A 25948-nucleotide genomic window follows, 5' to 3' on the forward strand; every position below is an offset into this window, starting at 1 on the left:
TCCTTAGCTCTTAAAAATGTCGAACGCGCAGCATAGCAGTGCAGAGCTTTTGGGTAAAATCCTCTCTGAGGCAACATGACGGCGGACGCAGTTCATTCCACTTTTCGATAAATTTTTCGCTTTTGTCGCCATCCAGGCCATCGTTTGAATGATATTTATGCTTTGTCCCTTTCCGCATCAAGCAGTTAAACGGCTATACTAGGCAGCAACAGACAGTCGAAAATGCGACAGTTAACAAGAGAGGTCGTCATGGGCAGAATCCCGCCCAGGAGAAGGAAAGCCATCCGTATTTATCAACCCATGTTGAGATCCTGGATTGCCATTATGAAAAGGCCAATGCGAGACACGACAGCGCAGAGTGACAGCGAAAGCGAAGAAACGACCGGGCAACCCGAGACGAACCCTTCTGCTGCCTCCAAAAGCAAAATGCTGTTGAGCAAAATCTGGCACCTGAGCGACGGCTTCCACTGGATGTCGCCACTGCCTTATGCCCATCGTCGCGGCATTATCATCAGCGTGCTGGTGATCCTTATCGCCCTGCTATGGCCGTATACGCCGGAAAATACTTACGCTCCTTCGCAACCGCAACAGCCGACAAGCATTCCGATGCAGGCCGATTTGCGTAACGATCAGGGCCGTACCACACAGATGGCACAGCCTGAACCTGTTCAGCCACAGGCGAACGACACCAGTGCCACATGGCGTAGTTATCAGGTGCAGTCAGGTCAGACGTTGGCGCAGCTGTTCCGCGATAACAATATGGCCGTTAACGATGTGTTTTCGATGGCGCGGGTAGAAGGCGCGGAGAAACCGCTGAGTACGTTGAAAACCGGACAGGAAGTGAAGATTCAGCGCGATGCGCAAGGAGTCGTGAAAGCGTTACAGGTCACGACCGAACAGAACGTTACCGTAACGTTTGTCCGTCAGTCGGACGGCAGCTTCCAGCGCGAAAACTGATACGCCTGCCAGAGTCCCTCTCTGATAAAACATTTTCCCTGACGCAGAAATGCAAAACGCCGGCACAGGGCCGGCGTTTCAGGGTTACCTTCTGCGTTATTACGCTTCTGGAACCACAACGACATTCAGTTTAGCGAATACGTCGCTGTGTACCTGGAACTCAACTTCGTGTTCACCAGTGGTACGCAGAACGCCATTCGGCAAACGAACTTCGCTTTTTGCAACTTCAACGCCAGCTGCAGTCACTGCATCAGCAATATCGCGAGTACCGATAGAGCCGAACAGTTTGCCTTCGTCGCCTGATTTAGACGCGATGGTGACTGAACCCAGTTCGTTGATTTTAGTTGCACGAGCTTCAGCAGCGTTCAGAACGTCAGCCAGTTTGGCTTCCAGTTCTGCACGACGTGCTTCGAAGAACTCAACGTTTTTCTTGGTAGCAGGAACAGCTTTGCCCTGTGGTACCAGGAAGTTACGAGCGTAGCCCGCTTTAACGTTAACTTGATCACCCAGGCTGCCCAGGTTTGCTACTTTATCAAGCAGAATAACTTGCATTACCTTAACCTCTCAAAGTCGTTTATGGACAGTGGCCTATTACTGATGACGATCAGTATATGGCAACAAAGAAAGGTAGCGAGCGCGCTTGATACAACGAGCGAGCTGACGCTGGTATTTTGCACGAGTACCGGTAATACGGCTCGGGACAATTTTACCGCTTTCGGTAACGTAGTTTTTCAGCGTAGCGATATCTTTGTAATCAATCTCTACAACGCCTTCCGCGGTGAAACGGCAGAACTTGCGACGACGGAAATAACGTGCCATTAGGCTAGTCTCCAGAATCTATCAATTCAATCTGCTCGGCATGTAACACCACTTTGTTCAGTCCATTGCGCCCTTGATGGCAACTAATGAAACCAGAAACAGTGAGTTGCGTGCCGACCGTTATACTGTGAGTTAATGCTTGTGACGCTTGTCCACTGACAACCACAGGCATTCTGCACCATGTTTGTCGGTTAAATCCGGCCTCCTGCTGCTGCGAGCGATGCTCTAGCACGAACTGACAGTGAGGAATGCCCGAAGGACTGACTTTACGAATGGGGGTCTTGCACACTGTGCCGGACAACACCAGACGATTCGCCGTCACGGCAATTACTCTTCAGAATCCCCAGCTTCAGCATCATCATTAGCTTCAGCGAAATCTTCACGACGATCACGACGTTCGTCTTTCGCTTTAACCATTGGAGATGCTTCAGTTACCGCGTGTTTAGTACGCATAACCATGCTACGGATAACGGCGTCGTTGAAGCGGAAGTTTGTTTCCAGCTCATCGATCGCTTCCTGCGGGGCTTCAACGTTCAGCAGAACGTAGTGAGCTTTGTGCAGTTTGTTGATCGGGTAAGCCAGTTGACGGCGGCCCCAGTCTTCCAGACGGTGAATCTGACCAGCAGCGTTAGTGATTACTGCACTGTAACGCTCGATCATGCCCGGAACCTGTTCGCTTTGGTCAGGGTGTACCATAAATACGATTTCGTAATGACGCATAGAATTGCTCCTTACGGATTATTCAGCCTCCTGTCAGGGTCAACCGCGGCCCATGGAAGCAAGGAACGTGTTATGTGTGCGGTCGAAAAAATGACGGGGAATTATATGTACAGCCCCGCCGAAACTCAAGGAGAAAGACAGATTAATTTCTCTACAGCTTTTGCGCGAAGAATGCGGTGGCTTCTGCAAGCGCATGCACCGTCACTTTATGTTTGGCTTCGGACTCAGAAATGAACGTCAAATGGCTGTCTGCGCCGCTGCCCGCCAGTTCCTGTTGCAACCGTAAACTTTCGCCAAACGGCACCACGTCATCCTGCTCGCCATGCCAGACAAACAGGGGTTTATCGGCAATTAATGCCGCTTTTCCGGTGATATCGAGGCTCAGTAATGGCGCAGCTTCGCGCTCAAAAACTTCGCGCTGTGCGCTGTCACCGGCGGTGCAGGCCGGGAAAAGGTGATGTGATAAACGCGAGAAATAGCCCGAGCCCATCAGGTTCGCCGCCACTTTTACCCACGGGAATTTCACCAGCGCGGCCATGGTTGTCATGCCACCCATTGATACGCCACCGACGCCAAGGCGAGCCGGGTCCGCCAGACCGCGTCCGACAAACACGTCCTTCAGCACCGCCAGTTCTTCCACGTTGTTTTGCAATATGCGCCAGAAGTGCGCCACACATTTTGCCTGGTCACTTTCGGCGCGGGCACCGTGCATGAGCGCATCGGGCAAGATCACGCGAAAACCGGCCTTTGCCAGCGTATAGCCAAAATAGGAGTAGATCTCTTTTGAGGATAAAAAGCCGTGGTAGAAAAAAATCGTCGGGAGCTGCTGCTGATATTGTCCGGCAGGCACCGCGTGGATGACCTGGATCCCTTCAATATTTTCTTCATACATCTCAACCATCTGATACCCCATTTGCGCATGCTGGAAAAGAAAGCCACTTGAGTCTGTTTTTTCATTTTACTGGCAGGAAACCGGGCGACCAGACCTTTTTCGTATGATTTATAACCGGTTATATAAAGCGTACTGAACCTGGCGGTTTTACCTTAATTCAAATTCATAGTTTCAATATTATTTCTTTGATTCAGATCAATTTTTATTGAAATAAGTAGTTACATTTGATCATTAATCCTTTCCGATTTTACGCCGTTAGTGCGCTATCAAAAGCTAACGGAAAACCCCATGAAAACGGCATCAAAACGCTCATTTCGTCGATGGAGCATAGGCGCGAAACTCGCCACCATCGCCTCCCTGCTAGTCGGGACATTATTTATTATTTTCACGCTGTCACTGACCCATTCCGCCGGAAAACAGGTGAATGAACTGGCGGTGAACGCCATTTCCGAACAGGTGACCGGCGTGGTCGACATGATTGAAATGTATAACGCCAGCCTGAATGCCGAAGTGGACAGCTATACGCGGTTGTTCAGCCATTTCCTGCCAGAAAATTTTGAGCTCGATACTGCCAGTCCGGTCATGGTCGGCGAACAATCTGCACCGGTCATCAAAGCCGGCGGTAATCCGCTGAATCTTGACAGCAAAATTCCCGACGATTTTCTGGCACGGACCGGCGCGATTTCCACCGTGTTCGCTCGCCGTGGCGACGATTTCATCCGCGTTACCACTTCCCTCAAAAAGCAGGACGGCACCCGTGCCATCGGCACGCTGCTCGATAACACCAGTCCGGCTTATACCAAAATCATGGCCGGTGATTCTTTCAGCGGGCTGGCCACGCTGTTTGGTAAAAAATACATCACCAAATATCAGCCGGTGCGTGATGCACAGGGTAGCGTGATTGGGATTCTGTTTGTCGGTATTGATATCACCGCAGAATACGCCGATATGCGCGCGAAAATCCTGTCGAAACGCATCGGCGAGCAGGGTTCTTTTTTTGTGCTCAATAGCGCACCCGGCAAGGATCTGGGGAAATATCTGGTTCATGCGACCGACGAAGGGAAAACACCGGCATGGCCGGAAGGCGTGCTGGATCAGGTGATGTCGCAGTCACGCGGCGAACGCGAGTACACCGATGCCACCCGTCAGCATCAGCAATTTATTGTGTATGCCAATGTGCCCGCCTGGCATTGGGTGGTGGTCGGCACCACGGACAAAGACAGCCTGATGGAACAAGTGACCCGCACGCGTAATCATTTCCTGATGATAAGCCTGCTGGCACTGGCGTGCTTTGCGGCGCTGTTTATCTGGCTGACGCGCAAACTGGTCAGCCGCCCGCTCAGCGACGTAGTTTATATCGCCCAGCAGTATGCCAGCGGCGATTTGCGCGCACGCGCCGAGACGCAACGCGTTGATGAGATTGGCGCACTGATGCACGCCATTGACGGCATCGGCCACGGGCTGGAGAAAATCGTCGGCGAAGTGCGTCTGGTCTCTTCTGAAATCATGCACAACACGCAGGCGCTCTCCTCAGACAGTGATCGGATCAATCAGCAGATTGGTACGCAGGCCAGCAGTCTGGAAGAAACGTCGGCCAGCATGGAGCAGATCACCGCCACGGTTCAGAACACGGCGGATAACTCCACGCAGGCGACGCAGCTGGTGCAGCAAACGGACACTGCGGCGACGGTCGGCTCCGAGGCGGTCGATCAGTCCGTTGAAAGTATGGAAGCCATCAAACACGCTTCAACGCGTATTGCGGACATCACGACGGTCATTGAAGGCATTGCCTTCCAGACCAATATTCTGGCACTGAATGCTGCCGTTGAAGCCGCCCGCGCGGGTGAGCATGGCCGTGGCTTCGCCGTGGTTGCCGCCGAAGTCCGGGCACTGGCGCAACGCAGTTCGAATGCGGTGAAAGAGATCGAAAATCTGGTGGCAGATTCCCTGAGCAAAGTGGAAGACGGCCACAAGAGCGCCGCCAAAACACAGGCAAACATGAGCAATATTCTCCAGGGGATCCGTCAGGTGAAAGTGCTGATGAGCGATATTGATATCGCCTCGCATGAGCAGTCAGCAGGTATTTCGCAGGTGAACATCGCCATTATGCAGATCGGTAAAGCGACGCAGGAGAATGCCACGCTGGTGGAAAACTCACAGCAAACGGCCGCCGCGCTGAGCGAGCAAGGGCGTCATCTTTCACAACTGGTCAGCGTATTTAAGATTTCACAACGTTAAGACGTGAGTCGCGCGGCAATAAACGCCGCGCAGACTCGCCAGCACACCGGGGAAAAGACTACACTCTGTGTATTACCCTTTTACCGGATATCACGATGAAATCCCTCCGAATCCCTGCTGCGCTGCTGATACTGGCGGCACTGAGCGGTTGCAGTAATCTGATGCAAACCACCCCCGTCCCGCCGCCCGCGCCGACGGAAAAAGCGCAGGAAGTCACCCGCGCTCAAACCTCTACGCTGACCAAAATCGGCAGCATTACTGCGGACGTGATTGGCAGCCCGATGGACGCCGAAGCGGAAATCCAGCGCAAAGCCGATGCGGCGGGTGCGCGGTATTACGTGATCATGTTTAACAGCGAAACCATTGTGCCGGGGCGTTGGTATTCACAGGCCACGCTGTACCGTTAAACCTTACTCTGCGCCGATGGCACGGTTGATCAGCAACTGACACAACCGTTCCGGCAGCAGCGTCTCACCCCGCGGGTCCAGCACCATCCGGCACCATGCGTCCGCCATCGGCGGCGAAGCGAATTCCAGCATTTGCGTCGCCGCCAGCAAATTAAACAACTGCCCGGTCAGCCAGCGCCCCTGTGCTTCTTCCGGCGTGCGCAGGCGTTGCAGAAACTGACGGGCGGCGCGATCAAATACCCGATTCTGGCCACGCGCCTGATGCAGAGCCTGTTGCAAGAGCTCTACGCTGGCTGGCAGCTTCCTGAGCGTTCGCAGTACATCGAGACACATAATGTTGCCAGAACCCTCCCAGATGCTGTTGACGGGCATTTCACGGTACAAACGCGGCAGCTCGCTGTCTTCGCAATACCCAATCCCGCCCAGCACTTCCATCGCCTCCGCCACAAACGGGATACCCTGACGGCACACTTCGAACTTGGCGGCAGGCGTCAGCAACCGGCACAGCAACTGCTCCGTCGGGTTATCCTGCGCACCCGACGCCGCCGCGAGACGCATCAGTAGCATCGTCTGCCCTTCGAGATGCAGCGCCATGCGGCTCAGCGTCTGACGCATCAGCGGTTGTTCGATCAGTGGCTTACCGAATACCTGACGCTGAAACGCATGATACAACGCCACCGAGAGCGCCCGGCGCATCATCGCATGGCTGCCCAGCGCGCAGTCGAAACGCGTATGACCGCCCATCTTCAGGATGTGGCGGATGCCCTCACCCTCTTCACCCAGCAACCAGCCAGTGGCATTCTGAAACTCCACTTCGCTGCTGGCGTTGGAGCGGTTGCCGAGCTTGTCCTTGAGCCGTTCGATGCGCACGGCGTTACGTTCGCCGTCTGGCAATACTCGCGGCAGAAAGAAGCACGACAGCCCGCCCTCGGCCTGCGCCAGCACCAGATGTGCGTCGCTTTGGGGCACCGAGAAAAACCATTTATGTCCGACCAGATGATAGGGTTTGCCGCTGCCGCGACCTTCCAGCGCGGCAGCCCGCGTGGTGTTGCTCAGCACATCCGAACCGCCCTGCTTCTCGGTCATACCCATGCCAATCAGCACGCCTTTCTTCTGATCGCCGGACTGCAAATGCGGGTCGTAACGGTCGGACATCAGCGGTTTCAGCCAGCCCCGGAACTCTGCGGGCAGATATTTTTGCAGCAGCGGGATTGCTCCGAAGGTCATGGTCACCGGGCATAACGTCCCGGCTTCCACCTGGGCGTGGAGAATAAACCTTGCCGCGCGCGCGACTGCCGAACCGATGCGGGCATCTTCCTGCCACGGCAGATTATGTACGCGGTTGGCAATCAGTCCCTGCATCAGCAAATGCCACGCCGGGTGGAAACGCACATCGTCCAGGCGTTCACCCATGGCGTCGTAGCGCAAAAGATCGGGCGGATTGGCATTGGCCAGTCGGCCAAGCTCTATTGATTCTGCAGAACCTAACTGCTGCCCCAGAGAGGCCAGCACGTCGGCGTCCCATCCGGCCTGTTGCCGTGACAAAGCCTCTCGCAACGGAGTATCGGAGAGAAATAAATTGCTGTTACTCAGCGGTTTGGGTTGATTGAAAACCCGGTGTGTTTCCCAGTTCATCGCCTGCTCCCTTATAAAAGGACATGGCATCAGTATGGTAAAAATGGGGGAATTAACAGGTGGACAGATCACAAAGACAGGAATGCAAACGGGAGCCCTGAGGCTCCCGTTTTAGACAAGGGTGAAGAAAACTGAACTCAGCTCTTCTTCAGACCGCGCTGGCGCACGGCTTCAAACAGGCAAACGCCGGTCGCGACGGAGACGTTCAGTGAAGACACGCTGCCGGCCATAGGAATGCTGATCAGCTCGTCGCAATGTTCACGGGTCAGACGGCGCATACCTTCGCCTTCCGCGCCCATCACCAGCGCCATCGGGCCGGTCATTTTGCTCTGATAAAGATTGTGATCGGCTTCGCCCGCCGTCCCGACGATCCAGACATTGTGCTCCTGCAACACACGTAACGTGCGTGCGAGATTGGTCACGTTGATCAACGGTACGTTTTCCGCTGCACCGCTGGCGACTTTTTTCGCCGTCGCGTTCAGTTTGGCGGAGCGGTCACGCGGAACAATCACAGCATGGACACCGGCGGCATCGGCAGTACGCAAACATGCGCCAAGGTTATGCGGGTCGGTCACGCCGTCCAGCACCAGCAGGAACGGAGATTCGAGGCTTTCCAGCAGCGCAGGCAAATCGTTTTCCTGATACTGACGACCTTCGCGCACACGGGCAATGATCCCCTGATGCACGGCACCTTCGGATTTCTCATCCAGCCACTGGCGGTTGGCCACCTGGATCACAATGCCGCTGGCTTCCAGCTCGTCGATCAACGGCTTCAGACGTTTGTCGTCACGGCCTTTCAGAATAAAGACTTCCAGAAAGCGCTGCGGATCGTTGTCGAGTAAGGCTTTAACGGAATGAATACCGTAGATAATTTCGCTCATGATGCTCTTTAAAATAGACTTGCGGACAGCATGCTGTCCGCAATTTAACGAAGGATTGCGGGCGATTCTATCATAGAAGAATCGCCCGTCAGGCTTAGCTTTCTACTGACTTTTTCTTAGCGCGTTTAGATCGGGTCGCCGCAGCAATTTTCGCCGTTTTATCAGAAGGCTTTTTGGCTTTCTTCGGCTTACCGTCTTTGCCCACTGCGCTCACCGCTTTTTCTTTCTTCGGCTTTGCAGGCTTCGCGTCGTCTTTGCGGAATGCGCTGTCCGGCTCGAAGTTAGCGCCTTTTTTGCCTGTACGGCGTCGACCTGCATTAGCAGGTGCGGTAGAACGCATAGTGCGCTCCCCGCCTTTCTTCTCGCGATCGCGCGCTGTTTTACCTTCACCGCGCGCCTTGCGGGTGCTGGAGACCAGAGCGAAATCGATTTTACGCTCGTCCATGTGAACGGCTTCAACGCGGATTTCCACCGTGTCACCCAGGCGGTAAACCGCACCTGAAGATTCGCCCACCAGACGCTGTCCGATGTTGTCATAACGGTAGTAGTCGTTGTCCAGAGAGGAAACGTGGACCAGACCGTCGATGAACAGATCGTTGAGACGCACGAAGAAACCGAAACCGGTTACGCTGGCGATGGTGCCGGTAAAGACTTCACCGACGTGATCCTGCATAAAGTCGCATTTCAGCCAGTCAGCCACGTTGCGGGTAGCTTCGTCCGCACGGCGTTCTGCCATCGAACAATGCTCGCCCAGTTGCAGCATGTCTTCATAATCACTGTGCCAGCCGCCGGTCGGCGTCCAGCGATCTTTCAGTGTACCGTGCTCTTTCGCCAACAGGTACTTGATGGCGCGGTGCAGTGCCAGATCCGGATAACGACGAATCGGTGACGTAAAGTGCCCGTAGGACGGCAGCGCCAGACCGAAGTGACCGCGGTTTTCCGGGTCATAAATCGCCTGTTTCATCGAACGCAGCAACATAGTTTGCAGCATTTCGCGGTCAGGACGCCCCGCCAGTTCATCCATAATCTGAGCGTAATCTTTCGGATCAGGTTTCAGGCCACCGCCCATCACCAGACCTAACTCGCCCAGTACGCTGCGCAGCGCGGAGATATGGTCATCGCTTGGACGGTCATGCACACGGAACAGCGCAGGTTCATTATGTTTTTCAACAAAACGCGCCGCCGCGATGTTCGCGAGGATCATGCACTCTTCAATCAGTTTGTGTGCGTCGTTACGTACGGTCGGTTCGACACGTTCGATACGGCGTTCAGCGTTGAAGATGAACTTCGCTTCTTCCGTTTCGAAAGCGATACCGCCACGTTCTGCACGTGCCTGATCGAGCATTTTGTACATGGTGTGCAATTCTTGCAGATGCTTAACCAGCGGAGAATATTGCTCACGCAGCTCTTCGTCACCATCAATGATGCGCCAGACTTTGTTGTAGGTCAGACGGGCGTGGGAACTCATCACCGCTTCGTAGAATTTGGAGCTGGTCAGCTTACCTTGCGCAGAAATGGTCATCTCGCAGACCATACACAGACGGTCCACCTGCGGATTCAGGGAGCACAGGCCGTTGGACAGCACTTCCGGCAGCATCGGAACAACCTGCGACGGGAAATACACGGACGTGGCGCGGCTGCGCGCTTCGTCATCCAGCGCGGTGCCGTGACGCACGTAATAACTCACGTCGGCGATAGCCACCCACAGGCGCCATCCACCACCGCGTTTTTTCTCACAGTACACGGCGTCATCGAAGTCGCGTGCGTCTTCACCATCAATGGTGACCAGCGGCAGACTGCGTAAATCGACGCGGCCTTTTTTCGCTTCTTCCGGCACCTGTTCGCTCAGGTCTTCGACCTGTTTCAGCACCTGTGGCGGCCAGACGTGCGGGATCTCATGGGTGCGCAGTGCGATATCGACCGCCATGCTGGTGCCCATTTTATCGCCCAGCACTTCGACAATTTTACCGACCGCTTTGGTACGGCGGGTCGGACGCTGAGTCAGCTCGACCACGACCATATAGCCCATGCGCGCACCGTTAATAGCGTCGGCTGGGATCAGGATATCGAAGCTCAGGCGGCTGTCATCGGGCACTACAAAACCGGCGCCAGCGTCAGTAAAGTACCGGCCTACGATCTGGCTCATTTTCGGCACCAGGACACGCACGATGCGCGCTTCACGGCGGCCTTTACGGTCGGTTCCGACCGGCTGTGCTAATACCACGTCACCGTGGATACACATTTTCATTTGTTCAGCAGAAAGGTAAACGTCGTCTTTCTTCACGCCTTCAAGGCGCAGGAAGCCGTAACCATCACGATGACCAATCACCGTACCTTTGAGTAAATCCAGGCGTTCCGGCAGCGCGTAGCACTGGCGGCGTGTGAAGACCAGCTGGCCATCACGCTCCATCGCACGCAGACGACGGCGCAGGGCTTCCAGCGATTCTTCGCCGGACAGGTTCAGTTCGTTACCGATTTCTTCACGGCTGGCAGGTGTTTCACGTTTCGCGAGGTGTTCGAGAATAAATTCACGACTGGGAATAGGTGATTCGTATTTTTCTGCTTCTCGTTCCAGGAATGGATCTTTTGACATAGCGGTTCCTCCGTTGCCATCAGCAGTTTGTTGAAAGTCTTTCATTCAACAAGCAATAATTTGTAGAGCGGCGAGTTATCTTTGACCATATCGGCCAGAGTGTACTGATTCAGCTCATCAAGAAAATGTTCTACAGCAGTGTGCAGGACATGTTTTAGCCGGCATGCGGGCGTGATATGACAAAAGTCACTGTCACAGTTGACCAGTGAAAGCGGCTCGAGTTCGCGAACCACATCGCCAATGCGGATTGTCTGTGCCGGTTTACCCAGCTTTATGCCACCATTCTTTCCGCGAACGGCGGTCACCAGACCTGCACGACTTAACTGATTTATGATTTTCACCATGTGGTTACGCGACACACCGTAAACCTCGGTGACCTGCGAAATGTTGGTCATCTGATCGTCAGGCAACGACGCCATATAAATCAACGCTCTCAAACCATAATCAGTGAAACTCGTTAACTGCACACATACCTCTGGGTAGTTTTTACCCGTTCTTTCCACATCAATGAAGATTAAGGGAAAAATTGATTTTTTTAAGAAAACACAATGATGATAAACCAGCCAGCAAGTTTGCGGCTAATCATTTAAATAGTGGATGCTTTATGGGAAGTAAACAAGCGCAGACAGGCAGAAAAAAATAAACCGGGCAAATTAGCCCGGTTATGACGTTTTTACACAATCAGCTCAGGCTGTTATGCGTCAAACGGGTCACGCAGAATCATGGTTTCGCTACGATCAGGGCCTGTCGAGATGATATCAACCGGTACTTCGGTCAGCTCTTCGATACGCTTGATGTAGTTCAGTGCTGCCTGTGGCAGTTTCTCGACCTGTTTCACACCAAAGGTGGTTTCTGTCCAGCCTGGCATGATTTCGTAGATTGGCTCGATACCTTCCCAGCCTTCTGCTGCCAGCGGTGTTGTGGTCATTTCGCGGCCATCAGGCATACGGTAACCAATACACAACTTCACTTCTTTCAGACCGTCAAGCACGTCCAGTTTGGTCAGACAGAAACCAGACAGGGAGTTGATCTGCACAGAACGACGCACAGCAACGATGTCCAGCCAGCCGCAACGACGGCTACGACCGGTGGTCGCGCCGAACTCGTTACCTTGCTTACGCAGGAACTCGCCGGTTTCGTCGAACAGTTCTGTTGGGAACGGACCTGCACCTACACGGGTGGAATAGGCTTTTACGATACCCAGTACATAATCGACGTAACGTGGACCAATACCAGAACCGGTAGCGACGCCGCCTGCGGTGGTGTTGGAAGAGGTTACGTACGGATAGGTACCGTGGTCGATGTCCAGAAGCGTACCCTGCGCGCCTTCGAACATGATCAGATCGCCACGCTTACGCGCGCCATCCAGCAGCTCAGACACATCAACTACCATTGCCGTCAGAATGTCGGCGATAGCCATGACATCTTGCAACGTTTTCTCGAAATCAACGGCTTCGACTTTGTAGTAGTTGACCAGCTGGAAGTTATGATAATCGATGATTTCTTTCAGCTTGATAGCGAAAGTATCTTTGTTAAAGAGATCGCCAACGCGCAGACCGCGACGGGCAACTTTATCTTCATAAGCCGGGCCGATACCGCGACCGGTGGTGCCGATAGCTTTATCGCCACGCGCTTTTTCACGCGCCATGTCTAAGGCGACATGGTAAGGCAGGATCAGCGGGCAGGCTTCAGAGAGTAACAGACGTTCGCGTACAGGGATGCCACGAGCTTCAAGTTCGCCCATTTCTTTCATTAAGGCGTCAGGCGCCAGAACAACACCGTTACCGATGATGCTGGTGACATTTTCACGCAGAATGCCAGAAGGAATTAAATGAAGAACGGTTTTTTCACCGTTGATAACCAGAGTGTGACCGGCGTTGTGACCGCCCTGATAGCGCACAACATATTTAGCCCGTTCAGTAAGCAGGTCTACGACCTTGCCTTTCCCTTCATCACCCCATTGAGTGCCGAGTACGACGACGTTCTTACCCATCTCAAGAATCACCAGGTTGCTTAAAAAAGGATTCTAACATCTCATTCTGTGCTTTCCAGTACTTTTAGCATACGTTTGCGGGAAAAATTTCAATTGCGTGCTACCGGTCTCGGGCAGACGTGACACCTGACATGTAACAAAAGCTCAGCCACCGAGATGCGTACGCAACATGTAGTAAATTACGAAGCCTGCAACCACAAGTGCCCCGCCAAAACGGCGTAAAACCGCGTCCGGAAGATTTGCTAAAGCCAGGATCATTTTTCTCCATGATTTTGGATAAACCATCGGGCCCAGGCCTTCAAGAACCAAAACTAATGCCAGCGCCAGCAAAATTGTCGAATTCATGTTCAGAGTGTCTCTGTGCTTCCCTTGAGAAAAAACAGAAGGGTTTTAAAAAAGACAAAAGGCCCCTCAGGGCCTTTTGGAAATTGCAGAAGCAATTATTTATTTTTTTCAGGTGACTTCATGAAGCGGAAGAAATCGCTGTCAGGGCTTAACACCATGACGTCGTTACCGCTCTTGAAGCTGGCCTCGTAAGCACGCAGGCTACGAATGAATGCGTAGAAGTCAGGATCCTGGTTGAATGCATCAGCAAACAGTTTCGCCGCTTCGGCATCACCTTCACCGCGGGTGATACGTGCAGTACGTTCTGCTTCAGCAACAGTTCGGGTTCTTTCGTAATCCGCTGCAGCCTGAATCTTGGTCGCCTCTTCTTTACCCTGAGAAATGTGACGCAATGCAACCGCATTACGCTCAGCGCGCATACGATCGTAAATCGCACTGGACACTTCTTCCGGCAAGTTGATTTGTTTCAGACGTACATCGACAACTTCGATACCCAGCGCTGCCATGCTGTTCGGGTTAACCGCAGGCTGTTTGCCTTTAGTTTCCTGCTCAACACGTTTGGCTGCAGAGGCAATCGCATCATCCGCTTCGGTGGTGGCTTCAGGCTCATCACCTACGCTACCGGTATTGAGCGCATCACGGACATCCAGCGTCAGACGGCCACGCGAATCGGTCACGATGTCTTTCACATCCAGGCGACCAATTTCAGAACGCAGACGGTCACTGAATTTACGTTTAAGCAGAATCTCTGCCTGAGAGACGTCACCGCCGCCCGTTGCCAGATAGTAACGGCTAAAATCGCTGATACGCCATTTCAAGTAAGAATCGACGATTAAGTCTTTCTTCTCGCTGGTCACGAAACGGTCGGCCTGGTTGTCCATGGTCTGAATACGTGCGTCGAGCATTTTAATGGATTCCACGAAAGGAACTTTAAAATGCAGGCCCGGCGCATACACCAGAGGTTTGTTATCGCTGTCGCGCAGAACTTTGCCGAAACGTAGCACGATACCGCGCTGACCTTCCTGAACGACAAACAGTGAGGCATAAAGCGCCACCAGCACCACAACGACGATAAGTAAAATCGACTTACGCATTGTTATTCTCTCCCTACGCGAAGTGTATCGTCACGTTGTGCATTCACACGACGCTGATCCATGACACTGCCAGACGAACGGGAACTGCTGCTATCGGCACTGCTTTTGCCATTATTGCCAGTTAAACCCGGAACGGAAGGCAACAAACCTGTTTCATCACTTTTGGTATCGCTGGCCGCAGCATTGTTGCCACGCAGCATTTGATCCAGAGGTAACACCATCAGGTTGTTCCCTTTGTCACTCACCAGAACTTTACGGGTGTGACTGAGGACTTTTTCCATTGTCTCGATATACAGACGCTCGCGGGTAATTTCCGGCGCGGCTTTATATTCAGGCAACAGTTTAGAGAAGCGGGCGACTTCACCCTGCGCTTCCAGCACGGTACGATCTTTGTAAGCTTTAGCATCTTCAAGCAGGCGCTGAGCTTCACCATTGGCCAGAGGCTGGATTTGGTTAGCGTAGGCTTCTGCTTCACGGATCGACTGTTGTTCCCTTTCACGGGCAGCGATCGCGTTATCGAAGGAGGCTTTTACTTCTTCAGGCGGACGTGCGGTTTGGAAGTTAACGTCCTGAATGGTGATACCCATTTTGTACGGACGAATCGTTTCTTCCAGTACACGTTGGGTATCGCTACGCACGGTGGTACGGCCTTCAGTCAGGATTTTATCCATCGTGTATTTGCCGATAACGCCACGTAATGCGCTGTCAGTCGCCTGGCTCAGGCTGTCGTCAGGGTTGGCGACGCTGAACAAATAGGCCTCAGGATCGGTTACGCGGTACTGTACGTTCATCTCAACACGCACCACGTTCTCATCAGAGGTCAACATCACACCCGATGCGGCCAGCTCACGTACCGATTCTACGTTCACTGCGCGTACCTGATCGATGAAGGTCGGTTTCCAGTTCAGGCCCGGCTCAACCAGATGGCTGAACTTACCAAAACGGGTGACCACGCCACGTTCGGCTTCTTTAATGGTATAGAAACCCGTCGCAGCCCAGATAACCACCACCGCGGCAACCGCGATGCCCGCCATCCGGCTGCCACTCATTCCGTGACCGGAACCTGATGGCGTACCGTTGTTGTTATTGTTGTTGCCTGAACCTTTTCCACCGAAACCGCCCAGTTTTTTGCTGAGTTTACGGAAGATATCATCCAGGTCAGGTGGCCCCTGATTGCGGCCGCCTTTGTTGTCATTATTTCCACCAGAATTTCCACCAGAGTTGCCGCTATTATTATTGCTGCTGCCCCAGGGGTCGCGGTCCTGTCCGTTATTACCGGGCTGATTCCACGCCATGTTATAGCTCCATTATTCTATGATTGGTGTTCTTCAGGACAAATCAGACAGACTCTGGTTGCGGACATAGCTGGCCAGTTCCTGCTCTTGTTTGCAGAGGCGGTGCCAGTCAATAATGGGCATTCGCACCATCAGACCAATACTACCATCCTCTTCAATCCATTCTTTTTCTATCGCCTGAAGCTGGTAAAAACGGCTACGAAGGCGGCCTGCTTCCGGCGGCAAACACAATTCATGCTGCGCGATTTCGCCAGAGAGTCGCTCCGTTAATGCCTGAAAGAGCAACGGAATACCTTCACCGGTCACGGCTGAAAGCCAGACCCTGATCGGCAAGTTCTCCTCGTTGCGATCGATACGCGGAACAAAATCATCCAGCATATCTATTTTGTTCATCACTAACAGCGCAGGTATTTCATCTGCTTCGATCTCTGCCAGCACCGTATTTACCGCGTCGATATTTTCTTCAACCCGGATATCCGCTGCATCAATAACATGTAATAACAGAGATGCCTGTTGGGTTTCCTGCAATGTTGCTTTAAAAGCGGCAACTAAATCATGGGGCAGGTGACGAATAAACCCTACGGTGTCCGCCAAAACCGTCTCCCCGACATCCGCAACCATAATGCGTCGCAGCGTAGGATCCAGCGTAGCAAACAACTGATTGGCCACGTAAACATCGGCCTGAGTGATACGGTTAAAAAGTGTGGATTTCCCGGCGTTGGTATAACCCACCAAAGACACCGTTGGAATATCCGCACGTACGCGCGAACGACGACCTGTTTCACGCTGCTTAGCCACTTTTTCAAGACGGCTGAGGATCAGGGTAATTCTGTCGCGCAGTAAGCGGCGGTCAGTCTCGAGCTGGGTTTCACCCGGCCCACGTGCACCGATGCCGCCACCCTGACGTTCAAGGTGTGTCCAGCCGCGAACCAGTCGGGTAGCGATGTGGCGTAACTGCGCCAATTCTACTTGTAGCTTACCTTCGTGTGTTCGTGCCCGCTGGGCAAAGATATCTAAAATTAACCCGGTGCGATCGACAACGCGACATTCGCATAATGCTTCCAGGTTTCGTTCCTGGGCAGGAGAAAGCGAGTGATCAAATAGGATGACAGAAGCGCCCGTTGCTTTGACTGCGTCTGCAATTTCCTGGGCTTTTCCTTCGCCGACAAAGTATTTAGGGTGCGGTGCCTTGCGGCTCCCGGTGACGACTTGCAGCGCCTCTACACCGGCAGAAGAAACCAGCGATTCGAATTCGCTCAGGTCTTCCGTGTCTTTGTCTCTCGAGAAATAAATATGAACCAGAACGGCCTGTTCGCCGCCTTCATAACGGTCAAACAAGCTTGCGACCTCTCATTTGGATTAAATTCGACAGCCGGGGGTGCATAAGCAGAGTGGAAATACTTATGAACCCCTTCGTGGTTGACCAACGTTGCGCTTTATTCAGCGTCATCGTTTTCCTGCTGCGGCTGTTGCTGCGCAGACGGAGTACTGCCTTGATGATAGTTATTGGTGCTGCCCGTACCTGGATTATTGCTATGATGTGACACCGGGCGGGACGGCACTACGGTGGAGATAGCGTGTTTATACACCATCTGGCTAACCGTGTTTTTTAACAGAATGACAAACTGGTCAAAAGACTCAATTTGGCCTTGCAGCTTAATACCATTCACCAAGTAAATAGAAACCGGAACACGTTCGCGACGCAATGCGTTCAGGAACGGATCTTGCAAAGATTGCCCCTTAGCCATTCTATCTTTTCCTTATTAGTTTGTTGTTTGTAACTTTGAGCCTATCGGCTCGAAAATAAATCACATAAAAAATTCGCGCGTTGAGTACTCATCAATTGTACACAATCACCCAACCTATGCACTAACAACCTGAATTACACGGCTTAAGGCCTCGTCCGGCTTCTCTGAATCCAGCCATTCAACCTCCTCCCAACCTCGTAACCAGGTCATCTGGCGTTTGGCCAGCTGTCGTGTCGCGCAAACACCACGATAAACCATTTCATCGTAATCGAATTCACCAGATAAATATGACCACATCTGGCGGTAGCCGACACAGCGAATGGAAGGCAAATCCGTATGCAAATCGCCCCGAGCTAACAGCGTTCTGACTTCGTCTTCAAAACCATTGGACAACATCTGACTAAAACGTTCCTCAATCCGCTGATGTATTACTTCACGGCGGGTGGGTGCAATTGCAAACTGGTGAACGCGGTAAGGCAGCGTTTCACCCGAAATTTTAGTCAGTTCCGTTAAAGTTTTACCCGAAATATAAAAAACTTCCAGTGCTCTGGACAGTCTCTGCGGATCATTCGGATGAATTCGATTCGCGGCGACCGGATCAATCTCGCGTAATTGATCATGTAACGCGCTCCAGCCCTGCTCTGCCGCCTGCTTTTCGATGCGTTCACGCACGGTGGCATCAGCCTGAGGCAACGGTGATAATCCTTCAAGCAACGCCTTGAAATAAAGCATAGTCCCACCCACCAATAACGGGATCTTATTGCGTGAGGTTATTTCTGCCATTTCGCGCAACGCGTCGGCACGAAAATCGGCCGCCGAGTAAGCCTGAGTCGGGTCAAGGATATCAATCAGACGATGCGGGGCTTCCGCCAGCTCCTGCGCCGTGGGCTTGGCGGTGCCGATATCCATCCCGCGGTAGATGAGTGCGGAGTCCACACTGATCAGTTCAACGGGGAGATGCTTCATCAGCGACATCGCCAGCGCAGTTTTACCGGATGCGGTCGGCCCCATAATAAAGATTGCCGGGGGAGCGGAATGTTTTTCAGAATCAGTCATGCTTAAAAGCCGCCAGCGCGGGCTGTAAATCAAGAGGTTGCAGAAGTCCGGACGGGGGCGATTTCACCAACTGCGGGCATAGACGCTCAACATCCGTGAGTAATTGTATAGCCTGGGAAATTGTCCAGACCTCGTGCTCGCACCCACAGTGGCGGGCAAACCACATGGCTACCGCATCAGAAGTCACCTCCTGCTGAACAGCAAGGTAATCTAACAGGTCAGGTATCAACTTTTGTAAATTTTGTTGGCGTAATGGTAAAGGTACTGCGCGGACCGTCACACGCTGTGACTCGCTGAGCATTTCTAAACCAAAATGCTGTAATAACTGCTGATTTTTCGCCAGCACCGCTATCTCGTCTTTGGTGACCGTCAGCTTCAGCGGGATCAATAACGGCTGCGGACGCAATCCTTCTTCCGGCGGCGTCAGCTGCGCCCATTTCAGCCAGCGGTCGGCGACCGGCAGCGAAAGCATCACCAGCTGTTTGCCGCGTTCAAGCAGCGCATATTCCGCAGCGCACACCGTCAGCACGCGTCCGAAACTCTGGCTGTGCGATTCCAGCGCCGGTTCAGTGAGTGTACGGGCCGGTGATGCCACAGGCTTAGCGGCCTGTGCCACAGCAGGCGTGGGTTCCTGAAGGGAAAATGTTTCGGAAGAGGGTTGTAATAAACGCTGATAGACATTGCCTTCCGCGCGATTGTAAGCGGGTTCATTGCTCTGCGTCGCGGGCTCACGAGGATAGCTGGCCCGTGACGTTGCCGGGAAGACGTTTTCACGCGAAGCCGGTTTATCACGCTGAGAGTGCGTTGATTTTTCTGCCGGTTGCGAAAAATGATTGCCGCCCGCTGCCGGACGATTTTCCGGTTGCCATCGCGGTGTCTCTTCTTCCGCCTGCGGTTCTGCCAGAACCGGATTTCCCGCCTGTTGCAACACCGACATCACTGCCTGATAGATAAAATCGTGTACCAGCCGCGACTGATGGAACCGCACTTCATGCTTCGCCGGATGCACGTTAACATCCACCTGATGCGGATCGACATCCAGATACAGCACGTATGCCGGTTGCTGATCGTCTTTAAGCTGATCCTGATACGCCTGGCGGATCGCGTGATTAATCAGGCGATCTTTCATCATGCGGTTATTCACATAGCAATATTGCATGTCTGTCAGGCTTCGCGATCCGGCAGGATCGGCGACCCAGCCGCGGATGCCCAAATCACCGTGCGTCCATTCAACCTCCAGCGCGTGCTCGACAAATGTCGGGCTGCAAATGCTCGCCAGACGGCGGGAGGACTGGGAGGGATCTTTTACCGCACGGTACTGGCGGATCAGCTTGCCGTTGTGACTCAGATTGACGGAAACGTCGAAACGCGCCAGCGCAATACGGCGGACGACTTCATCAATATGGGTAAATTCAGTTTTCTCAGTGCGCATGAATTTGCGACGAGCAGGTGTGTTGTAAAACAGATCCAACACTTCGACGGTGGAACCCTGCGGATGCGCAGCCGGTTTCACCGTCACCGCCATATCGCGTCCTTCGGCGTAGGCCTGCCAGGCTTCGCTTTGATCTGCCGTGCGCGAGGTCAGCATCAGGCGGGACACCGAACTGATACTCGCCAGCGCTTCGCCGCGAAATCCGAGGCTCAGAATGGCTTCCAGATCGTCCAGACAGGTAATTTTGCTGGTGGCGTGACGCGCCAGCGCCAGCGCTAAATCGTCTTTACCTATGCCGCAGCCGTTATCACGTATGCGGATAAGTTTGGCGCCCCCGCGATCGATATCAATATCAATACGGGTTGCGCCTGCATCGAGGCTGTTTTCCACCAGCTCTTTCACCACGGAAGCCGGCCTTTCGACAACTTCACCCGCGGCAATCTGGTTAGCCAGCTGCGGGGGCAGTACCTTGATCGGCATAGCGGCTCCTGTGGAAGATGGTCGGTCAGACCGCCTTTACGACTGTGGAATAGTCAGGGTTTGGCCGAGCTGCACCTCGCCGGACTTCATGTGGTTGGCGGTTTTAATGTCCGTCATGCTGACGCCATATTTGCTGGCAATCGCTGACAGCGTATCGCCGCGCTGAACCTTATGCTTCGACGGCTTTTTCGCCGCTTTCGAGACTTTCGCCGTTGAAGCCGACGCCCCCGTTGCAGCTGATGTGCGGGTGCCCGCTGGCACTTTCAATCTCTGCCCGACCCAAACGCCGTCTTTTTTCAGTTTATTGAGATCGCGCAACGCCGCGTTGGTCGTACCGTAACTGTTGGCAATCCCCGTCAGCGTTTCGCCCCGCGTCACTTTATGGATCTGCGTGGCGCCCGCAGCACCGGCGGTCACTTCAATCGGGCCAGGCTGATTTACGGCAGTGTTGCCTGCCGGGCTACTGTCTCCCGCCGCTGCTGATGAGGCCAGCAGCGGACGGTTTTCGACCTTTGGGCCGTTTTGTATCGGATGCGACTGGAAATAATTACGCAGGCCAATGTGAATGGCTCGCGCAATTTTATCCTGGTACGCACTGCTGCCAAGCAGCCGCTCCTCGGTTCCGTTACTGATAAAGCCGGTTTCCACCAGCAGGGAAGGAATATCTGGTGAGCGTAATACGCCCAGACTGGCGTGCTCGGGTTTCGCTTTGTGCAGTGAGCCTACGCTGCGCAGTTCGCGCAATACACGGGTCGCCACGTCATAACCCACACGCTGCGAATGGCCGAATTGCAAGTCTAATACCGCCTGACTGAGATAAGGGTCAGAGGCGGTATTGGCCAGTACATCGCCTGCACCGCCGAGCAATTCAGACTGTTTCTCGTGCTGTTCCAGCCAGTTACCCATTTCACTGTTCGCACGACGGTTCGACAGCACCCATACCGACGCCCCGCGCGCGCTGCGGCTTGGTGCGGCATCCGCATGAATCGACACCAGTACATTGGCGTTTTTCTTGCGTGCGACGTCGGAGCGACCCATCACCGAAATAAAGTAATCGCCATCGCGGGTGAGTACCGGCTGGAACATCGGATCCGCGTTGAGGATCGCCTGCAATTTACGGGCAATCGCGATAGTGACGTTTTTCTCTTTCAGGCCGCCCGCGCCGATAGCACCCGGATCCTGCCCGCCGTGTCCGGCATCAATGGCAACAATGATTTTGCTGTCGCTGGTGGAAATAGTGGAAGAACGCGAGTTGTCTGGCGCGATGGCCGTCGAGGCAACGGTGGTCTTGTCATTCGTAAACGGATTGGATTTCGTCGACACCGCCGGCGTTCTGTTGGCATTTGGCGACGGCGTATTCGTCACAGTGGAAACTGGCGCCGTATTGCGCGGAGCGGCGGCGGCGGCATTCATGGTCAGCACCACGGTGTACTGGCTGCCGTCTTTCTGTTTGGTCGCGTTGGTTCTGACCTTCTGTTTAAGTTCAAAAACCAGACGCTGGCTTTGCGCATTCGGCGGCGTACTCGCCCGTACGCGCGTCACCAGATTCTGCCCGTTGAAGGTCAGCGGCAGGCCTTTCATCACGCCGTCCTGACGGATGTCCATTACTACCCGTTCAGGGTTATGCAGCGGGAAAAAAGAATAATCTGGCGAACCGTCGAAGGTAATGGTGACGGTCGATTGCGATGCACCGTTGGACACATTGATATTTTTCATGCCCGCCGCAAAGGCGCAAGCAGGTACAAGCACGGCACAGAGCATCAGCGTCGATATGAACATCGCCGCCGAAGAAAAAAGAGAAGTGATACGTGAGTTCATCGCGTAATCATCCTTGCTGTTGAACACGATGCAACAAATTCATGCCAGATTCAGAAACCGCGACAAGGGTCGCCGTACGTCCCTGAGGCTGATAATCCAGCGTCAGCTCGATGTCTGGTTCAGGCAAAACGCCCTCACCTTTTTGTGGCCACTCGACCAGACAAATGGCGTCCTGGGCGAAATAATCGCGGATGCCCATAAACTCGAGCTCTTCAGGGTCAGCCAGGCGATATAAATCAAAGTGATACACCGCAATACTGTCCAGCTGATAGGGTTCTACCAGTGTGTACGTCGGGCTTTTTACGTTGCCCTGATGCCCTAATGCCTGAAGAAATCCCCGGCTAAAGGTTGTTTTACCGGCTCCCAGATCGCCATACAGATGGATAACCGTTGAGCCTTCGCAGGCTTTCGCCAGTGAAGCACCTAGTTGCAGCGTTGCCGCTTCGTCGGGTAATGAGAGAGTAAGTTGATTCATTCAGTGATATCTATTTCTTCAGGTCTGGATTAACTAACGGAGCAATCACCGCTAAAAGATCGGTCGCCAGCATACCGCGCGTTCCCTGCCGCCGGGCGATTTCGTCTGCAGCGGCGCCGTGAATCACTGTTCCCGCGCAGGCCGCATCATACACATTCAGTTTTTGAGCGAGCAAGCCGCCAATAATACCAGAAAGCACGTCGCCCATGCCGCCTGATGCCATACCGGCATTTCCAACGTCCGCTACCGCCAGCTCGCCCTGTTCGCCGGCGATTAACGTGCCTGCGCCTTTGAGCACCACCACGCCGCCATACTGGTCAACGAGTTTCCTGACAGAAAGTAAGCGGTCACTCTCAATGTCCTTCACGGTACAACCGAGCAGACGTGCTGCCTCGCCGGGGTGCGGTGTCAGTACGCGATTTTGCCGTTTCTCAGGTGCGATTGCCAGCAGGTTCAGTGCATCCGCGTCCCATAAGGCCGGTTTATCACATTTCGCTACGCGTTCCAGCGCCTGTTTGCCCCAGGTTTTCTGGCCTAAGCCGGGGCCGATGACAATAACATCCGCCCATTCCAGCGCCTCATTAAGAGATTCTGCCGTTAACTCCTGCACCATCAACTCAGGTCTGGCGGTGAGTAATGGCCCGGCGTGTTGTTTGTGAGTGAGTACTCGCACTAATCCGGCACCGGTGCGCAATGCGGCTTCCGACGCCATACGGATAGCCCCGGCAAAGCCGACATCACCGCCGATAACCACTAACCGCCCATGCTCGCCTTTGTTGGAACAAGGACGACGCGGAGACAGCCACTGGCCAATCTGGGTGGCATCCAGACGCTGCAACAATGCCGTATGGCCTCTAAGCCAGCTATCCAGCCCAAGCGCAGCATAATGCAGACTGCCGACGTAATCGCGCGACTGCCCGGTCAGTAAACCCGGTTTGAGTGCGATAAAGCTGATGGTGTGATTGGCATGAACTGCCCTGCCGGCAGCCTGCCCGGTTTGTGCGTTAAGCCCGGAGGGAATATCCAGAGAAACGACCGGCGCGGAGGCGGCATTCATGGCGTCGATCAGAGTAGTGTACGGCGCGTGCGGGGCGCACGATAACCCGGTGCCCAGCAGTCCGTCGATAATCACATCAGCATCTTCTGGCCATTGCGCATTTGAAGAGCCGACCCTACCGCCGCACGCCAGCCAGCCTTGACGTGCCTGTTGCGCTTCCTCAGGAAGAGCTTTGTCGTTTTCGACAGCCAGCAGCGTCACACGCAGACCCGCATTTTTTGCCAGTCGCGCCACCTCGTAGCCATCTCCGCCATTGTTACCGTGGCCGCACAAAACCAACCAGTGGCGGGCGTCAGGATATGTGCGCTGCGTCAGCGAAAAAGCTGCCTCAGCTGCGCGCTGCATCAGCGTGAACAGAGAAATCCCTGTTTCCTGCGCGGCCTGACCTTCAACCTTACGCAGCCATTCAGCAGAAAATACGGAATGTGGTAAACTCGCCTCGTTTCGTTTTTCACGTTGGTTCGTCATGACACTCCCTCTCGATCTCGTTCAACTGGCTCAACATATCAAGCAATGGGGCCAATCGCTAGGCTTCCAGCAGGTTGGCATCTGCGATACAGACTTATCTGCAGAAGAACCTAAACTGCAGGACTGGCTTGATAAACAATATCATGGCGAGATGGAATGGATGGCGCGCCACGGCATGTTGCGTGCGCGTCCTCATGAGTTGCTGCCCGGTACGTTGCGAGTGATCAGCGTCAGAATGAACTATTTGCCCGCCAAAGCCGCCTTTGCCAAAACCCTGAACAACCCGCAACTCGGTTACGTCAGCCGTTATGCACTGGGGCGCGACTATCACAAAGTGCTTCGCCAGCGTCTGAAAAAGCTGGGTGACATGATTCAGGCTTACTGCACCGAACAACAATCTGACCATGCGGTGACGTTCCGCCCGTTTGTCGATTCAGCTCCCATCATGGAACGTCCTCTGGCAGCCAAAGCCGGGCTGGGCTGGGTTGGTAAACACTCACTTATTCTTAACCGTGAATCCGGCTCCTGGTTCTTTCTGGGTGAACTGCTGATTGATTTACCGCTACCGGTCGATGCGCCACAGGAAGAAAAGTGCGGCAAGTGCGTCGCCTGTATGACCACCTGCCCGACCGGCGCGATTGTCGCGCCTTATACTGTCGATGCCCGCCGCTGCATTTCTTATCTGACCATTGAGCTGGAAGGCGCGATCCCGGAAGAATTCCGCCCGATGATGGGGAACCGGATTTACGGCTGCGACGACTGCCAGCTGATTTGCCCGTGGAACCGTTATTCACAACTAACGGACGAAGAGGATTTCAGCCCACGCGCCGCGCTGCATGCTCCGGAGCTGATTGCTTTGTTTGGCTGGACGGAAGAGAAGTTTTTGCGCATTACCGAAGGCTCCCCTATCCGTCGCATCGGCCATTTGCGCTGGCTGCGGAATATTTCGGTGGCATTGGGCAATGCGCCCTACTCGGAAGAGGTGCTGACGGCGTTGCAATCACGGACAGGCGAAAATGCGCTATTGGATGAGCATATCGAATGGGCAATTTGCCAACAGACTGAAAGAAGAAGTGAACATCGTGTGGAAGTGCAAACTTCGCAGCAGAAACGGCTGATCCGCGCAGTCGAAAAAGGGTTGCCGCGAGATGCATGACAATTCCCATAGAAGTTAATTCGCAATGCCATATTTTCTGTGCATAAAAATAAAAATGCTTTGCCAATCAAGTGCAAAAAAAGAAGCAAGTGATCACCATAACGTTTCGCTATAAATATATTATGTTTTAAAACAAGTAATTATAAATTGGCAATAGAGGGAGTGCAAAAAACAGACAGTTTAAAAAAACAGCTAAACCTGTGGATAAGTCTGTTTAAAACAATACTACAAATCGTGTAAGGATCGGATGTATCACGCACGGATTGCGCATGAGTTTGGCGATAAGAAATGATTTTGTATTGAAGAAGAAAATTGGAGCGGGAAACGAGACTCGAACTCGCGACCCCGACCTTGGCAAGGTCGTGCTCTACCAACTGAGCTATTCCCGC

24 protein-coding genes and 1 tRNA gene are annotated in these 25948 nt (G+C 53.6%); 4 read left to right on the top strand and 21 right to left on the bottom strand.

What is annotated here, in order from left to right; all coding sequences use genetic code 11:
* Positions 1-249 precede the first annotated feature (249 nt).
* On the top strand, positions 250-957 hold the full coding sequence (locus TU92_RS16715) for an OapA family protein (protein ID WP_112168322.1): 708 nt from the start codon (positions 250-252) through the stop codon (positions 955-957).
* A 99-nt stretch (positions 958-1056) separates the two neighbouring features.
* On the opposite strand, the gene rplI is transcribed toward TU92_RS16715, so the two are convergent.
* The 5 genes from rplI to yjfP form a co-directional block, all read right to left on the bottom strand.
* Positions 1057-1509 carry a 50S ribosomal protein L9 gene (rplI, locus tag TU92_RS16720; protein ID WP_112168323.1) on the bottom strand — a complete coding sequence of 151 codons (453 nt, stop codon included), beginning with the start codon at positions 1507-1509 and terminating at the stop codon, positions 1057-1059.
* Positions 1510-1548: 39 nt separating this feature from the next.
* Entirely contained in the window at positions 1549-1776 is a 228-nt protein-coding gene (rpsR, locus tag TU92_RS16725) for a 30S ribosomal protein S18 (protein WP_004392491.1), read from the bottom strand.
* Between the two features lie 4 nt (positions 1777-1780).
* Positions 1781-2098, bottom strand: coding sequence for a primosomal replication protein N (priB, locus tag TU92_RS16730; RefSeq protein ID WP_072158217.1), 318 nt, complete (start codon positions 2096-2098; stop codon positions 1781-1783).
* Between the two features lie 5 nt (positions 2099-2103).
* Positions 2104-2496: a 30S ribosomal protein S6 gene (gene rpsF / locus TU92_RS16735; RefSeq protein WP_013573776.1), complete on the bottom strand. Its 393-nt coding sequence runs from the start codon at positions 2494-2496 to the stop codon at positions 2104-2106.
* A 151-nt stretch (positions 2497-2647) separates the two neighbouring features.
* A complete protein-coding gene (yjfP, locus tag TU92_RS16740; RefSeq protein ID WP_112168342.1) occupies positions 2648-3397 on the bottom strand; it encodes an esterase in 750 nt (249 codons plus the stop codon).
* A gap of 279 nt (positions 3398-3676) precedes the next feature.
* On the opposite strand from yjfP, the gene TU92_RS16745 reads away from it, so the two are divergent.
* Positions 3677-5626, top strand: a complete 1950-nt coding sequence (locus tag TU92_RS16745) for a methyl-accepting chemotaxis protein (RefSeq protein ID WP_112168324.1) — start codon at positions 3677-3679, stop codon at positions 5624-5626.
* Positions 5627-5721: 95 nt separating this feature from the next.
* Entirely contained in the window at positions 5722-6033 is a 312-nt protein-coding gene (gene bsmA, locus TU92_RS16750) for a biofilm peroxide resistance protein BsmA (RefSeq protein WP_112168325.1), read from the top strand.
* Positions 6034-6036: 3 nt separating this feature from the next.
* Here bsmA and TU92_RS16755 read toward each other — a convergent pair whose 3' ends face one another.
* The 15 genes from TU92_RS16755 to nnr form a co-directional block, all read right to left on the bottom strand.
* Positions 6037-7668 (bottom strand): isovaleryl-CoA dehydrogenase, encoded by a 1632-nt coding sequence (locus TU92_RS16755; protein WP_112168326.1) that lies wholly within the window; start codon positions 7666-7668, stop codon positions 6037-6039.
* Between the two features lie 137 nt (positions 7669-7805).
* On the bottom strand, positions 7806-8549 hold the full coding sequence (gene rlmB / locus TU92_RS16760) for a 23S rRNA (guanosine(2251)-2'-O)-methyltransferase RlmB (RefSeq protein WP_112168327.1): 744 nt from the start codon (positions 8547-8549) through the stop codon (positions 7806-7808).
* A 94-nt stretch (positions 8550-8643) separates the two neighbouring features.
* Complete coding sequence (gene rnr / locus TU92_RS16765) at positions 8644-11142, bottom strand: ribonuclease R (RefSeq protein ID WP_112168328.1); 2499 nt, start codon at positions 11140-11142, stop codon at positions 8644-8646.
* A gap of 41 nt (positions 11143-11183) precedes the next feature.
* On the bottom strand, positions 11184-11609 hold the full coding sequence (gene nsrR, locus TU92_RS16770; RefSeq protein ID WP_112168329.1) for a nitric oxide-sensing transcriptional repressor NsrR: 426 nt from the start codon (positions 11607-11609) through the stop codon (positions 11184-11186).
* Positions 11610-11836: 227 nt separating this feature from the next.
* Entirely contained in the window at positions 11837-13135 is a 1299-nt protein-coding gene (locus TU92_RS16775; RefSeq protein ID WP_112168330.1) for an adenylosuccinate synthase, read from the bottom strand.
* A 144-nt stretch (positions 13136-13279) separates the two neighbouring features.
* A complete protein-coding gene (locus TU92_RS16780) occupies positions 13280-13480 on the bottom strand; it encodes a DUF2065 domain-containing protein (RefSeq protein WP_112168331.1) in 201 nt (66 codons plus the stop codon).
* Between the two features lie 95 nt (positions 13481-13575).
* Positions 13576-14574 (bottom strand): protease modulator HflC, encoded by a 999-nt coding sequence (hflC, locus tag TU92_RS16785; protein WP_112168332.1) that lies wholly within the window; start codon positions 14572-14574, stop codon positions 13576-13578.
* A 2-nt stretch (positions 14575-14576) separates the two neighbouring features.
* Positions 14577-15869, bottom strand: a complete 1293-nt coding sequence (hflK, locus tag TU92_RS16790; RefSeq protein ID WP_112168333.1) for an FtsH protease activity modulator HflK — start codon at positions 15867-15869, stop codon at positions 14577-14579.
* A gap of 33 nt (positions 15870-15902) precedes the next feature.
* Positions 15903-17207 (bottom strand): ribosome rescue GTPase HflX, encoded by a 1305-nt coding sequence (gene hflX / locus TU92_RS16795; RefSeq protein WP_112168334.1) that lies wholly within the window; start codon positions 17205-17207, stop codon positions 15903-15905.
* Between the two features lie 98 nt (positions 17208-17305).
* Positions 17306-17617 carry an RNA chaperone Hfq gene (hfq, locus tag TU92_RS16800; RefSeq protein WP_056782484.1) on the bottom strand — a complete coding sequence of 104 codons (312 nt, stop codon included), beginning with the start codon at positions 17615-17617 and terminating at the stop codon, positions 17306-17308.
* A gap of 114 nt (positions 17618-17731) precedes the next feature.
* Positions 17732-18673 carry a tRNA (adenosine(37)-N6)-dimethylallyltransferase MiaA gene (miaA, locus tag TU92_RS16805; RefSeq protein WP_112168335.1) on the bottom strand — a complete coding sequence of 314 codons (942 nt, stop codon included), beginning with the start codon at positions 18671-18673 and terminating at the stop codon, positions 17732-17734.
* Positions 18666-20585 carry a DNA mismatch repair endonuclease MutL gene (gene mutL, locus TU92_RS16810; RefSeq protein WP_112168336.1) on the bottom strand — a complete coding sequence of 640 codons (1920 nt, stop codon included), beginning with the start codon at positions 20583-20585 and terminating at the stop codon, positions 18666-18668. The genes miaA and mutL overlap by 8 nt, the downstream gene beginning before the upstream one ends.
* Positions 20586-20621: 36 nt before the next feature.
* Positions 20622-22403, bottom strand: coding sequence for an N-acetylmuramoyl-L-alanine amidase AmiB (amiB, locus tag TU92_RS16815; protein ID WP_112168337.1), 1782 nt, complete (start codon positions 22401-22403; stop codon positions 20622-20624).
* Between the two features lie 7 nt (positions 22404-22410).
* Positions 22411-22878, bottom strand: a complete 468-nt coding sequence (gene tsaE, locus TU92_RS16820; protein ID WP_112168338.1) for a tRNA (adenosine(37)-N6)-threonylcarbamoyltransferase complex ATPase subunit type 1 TsaE — start codon at positions 22876-22878, stop codon at positions 22411-22413.
* 10 nt (positions 22879-22888) lie between these two features.
* On the bottom strand, positions 22889-24403 hold the full coding sequence (gene nnr / locus TU92_RS16825; protein WP_112168339.1) for a bifunctional ADP-dependent NAD(P)H-hydrate dehydratase/NAD(P)H-hydrate epimerase: 1515 nt from the start codon (positions 24401-24403) through the stop codon (positions 22889-22891).
* Here nnr and queG point away from each other — a divergent pair.
* Positions 24402-25559, top strand: coding sequence for a tRNA epoxyqueuosine(34) reductase QueG (gene queG / locus TU92_RS16830; RefSeq protein ID WP_112168340.1), 1158 nt, complete (start codon positions 24402-24404; stop codon positions 25557-25559). The genes nnr and queG overlap by 2 nt on opposite strands.
* Positions 25560-25872: 313 nt before the next feature.
* Here the strand turns inward: queG and TU92_RS16835 are convergent.
* Positions 25873-25948, bottom strand: a tRNA-Gly gene (locus TU92_RS16835).

Source organism: Rahnella inusitata (assembly GCF_003263515.1).
Lineage (GTDB): Bacteria > Pseudomonadota > Gammaproteobacteria > Enterobacterales > Enterobacteriaceae > Rahnella > Rahnella inusitata.

Coding starts and splice junctions, on each gene's coding strand:
- rpsF (WP_013573776.1), bottom strand. CDS start 2,496: ATGCGTCATTACGAAATCGTATTTATGGTACACCCTGACCAAAGCGAA.
- nnr (WP_112168339.1), bottom strand. CDS start 24,403: ATGACGAACCAACGTGAAAAACGAAACGAGGCGAGTTTACCACATTCC.
- rlmB (WP_112168327.1), bottom strand. CDS start 8,549: ATGAGCGAAATTATCTACGGTATTCATTCCGTTAAAGCCTTACTCGAC.
- mutL (WP_112168336.1), bottom strand. CDS start 20,585: ATGCCGATCAAGGTACTGCCCCCGCAGCTGGCTAACCAGATTGCCGCG.
- queG (WP_112168340.1), top strand. CDS start 24,402: ATGACACTCCCTCTCGATCTCGTTCAACTGGCTCAACATATCAAGCAA.
- rpsR (WP_004392491.1), bottom strand. CDS start 1,776: ATGGCACGTTATTTCCGTCGTCGCAAGTTCTGCCGTTTCACCGCGGAA.
- yjfP (WP_112168342.1), bottom strand. CDS start 3,397: ATGGTTGAGATGTATGAAGAAAATATTGAAGGGATCCAGGTCATCCAC.
- TU92_RS16780 (WP_112168331.1), bottom strand. CDS start 13,480: ATGAATTCGACAATTTTGCTGGCGCTGGCATTAGTTTTGGTTCTTGAA.
- rplI (WP_112168323.1), bottom strand. CDS start 1,509: ATGCAAGTTATTCTGCTTGATAAAGTAGCAAACCTGGGCAGCCTGGGT.
- miaA (WP_112168335.1), bottom strand. CDS start 18,673: ATGACTGATTCTGAAAAACATTCCGCTCCCCCGGCAATCTTTATTATG.
- rnr (WP_112168328.1), bottom strand. CDS start 11,142: ATGTCAAAAGATCCATTCCTGGAACGAGAAGCAGAAAAATACGAATCA.
- TU92_RS16715 (WP_112168322.1), top strand. CDS start 250: ATGGGCAGAATCCCGCCCAGGAGAAGGAAAGCCATCCGTATTTATCAA.
- hflK (WP_112168333.1), bottom strand. CDS start 15,869: ATGGCGTGGAATCAGCCCGGTAATAACGGACAGGACCGCGACCCCTGG.
- TU92_RS16745 (WP_112168324.1), top strand. CDS start 3,677: ATGAAAACGGCATCAAAACGCTCATTTCGTCGATGGAGCATAGGCGCG.
- bsmA (WP_112168325.1), top strand. CDS start 5,722: ATGAAATCCCTCCGAATCCCTGCTGCGCTGCTGATACTGGCGGCACTG.
- TU92_RS16755 (WP_112168326.1), bottom strand. CDS start 7,668: ATGAACTGGGAAACACACCGGGTTTTCAATCAACCCAAACCGCTGAGT.
- hfq (WP_056782484.1), bottom strand. CDS start 17,617: ATGGCTAAGGGGCAATCTTTGCAAGATCCGTTCCTGAACGCATTGCGT.
- amiB (WP_112168337.1), bottom strand. CDS start 22,403: ATGAACTCACGTATCACTTCTCTTTTTTCTTCGGCGGCGATGTTCATA.
- tsaE (WP_112168338.1), bottom strand. CDS start 22,878: ATGAATCAACTTACTCTCTCATTACCCGACGAAGCGGCAACGCTGCAA.
- hflC (WP_112168332.1), bottom strand. CDS start 14,574: ATGCGTAAGTCGATTTTACTTATCGTCGTTGTGGTGCTGGTGGCGCTT.
- TU92_RS16775 (WP_112168330.1), bottom strand. CDS start 13,135: ATGGGTAAGAACGTCGTCGTACTCGGCACTCAATGGGGTGATGAAGGG.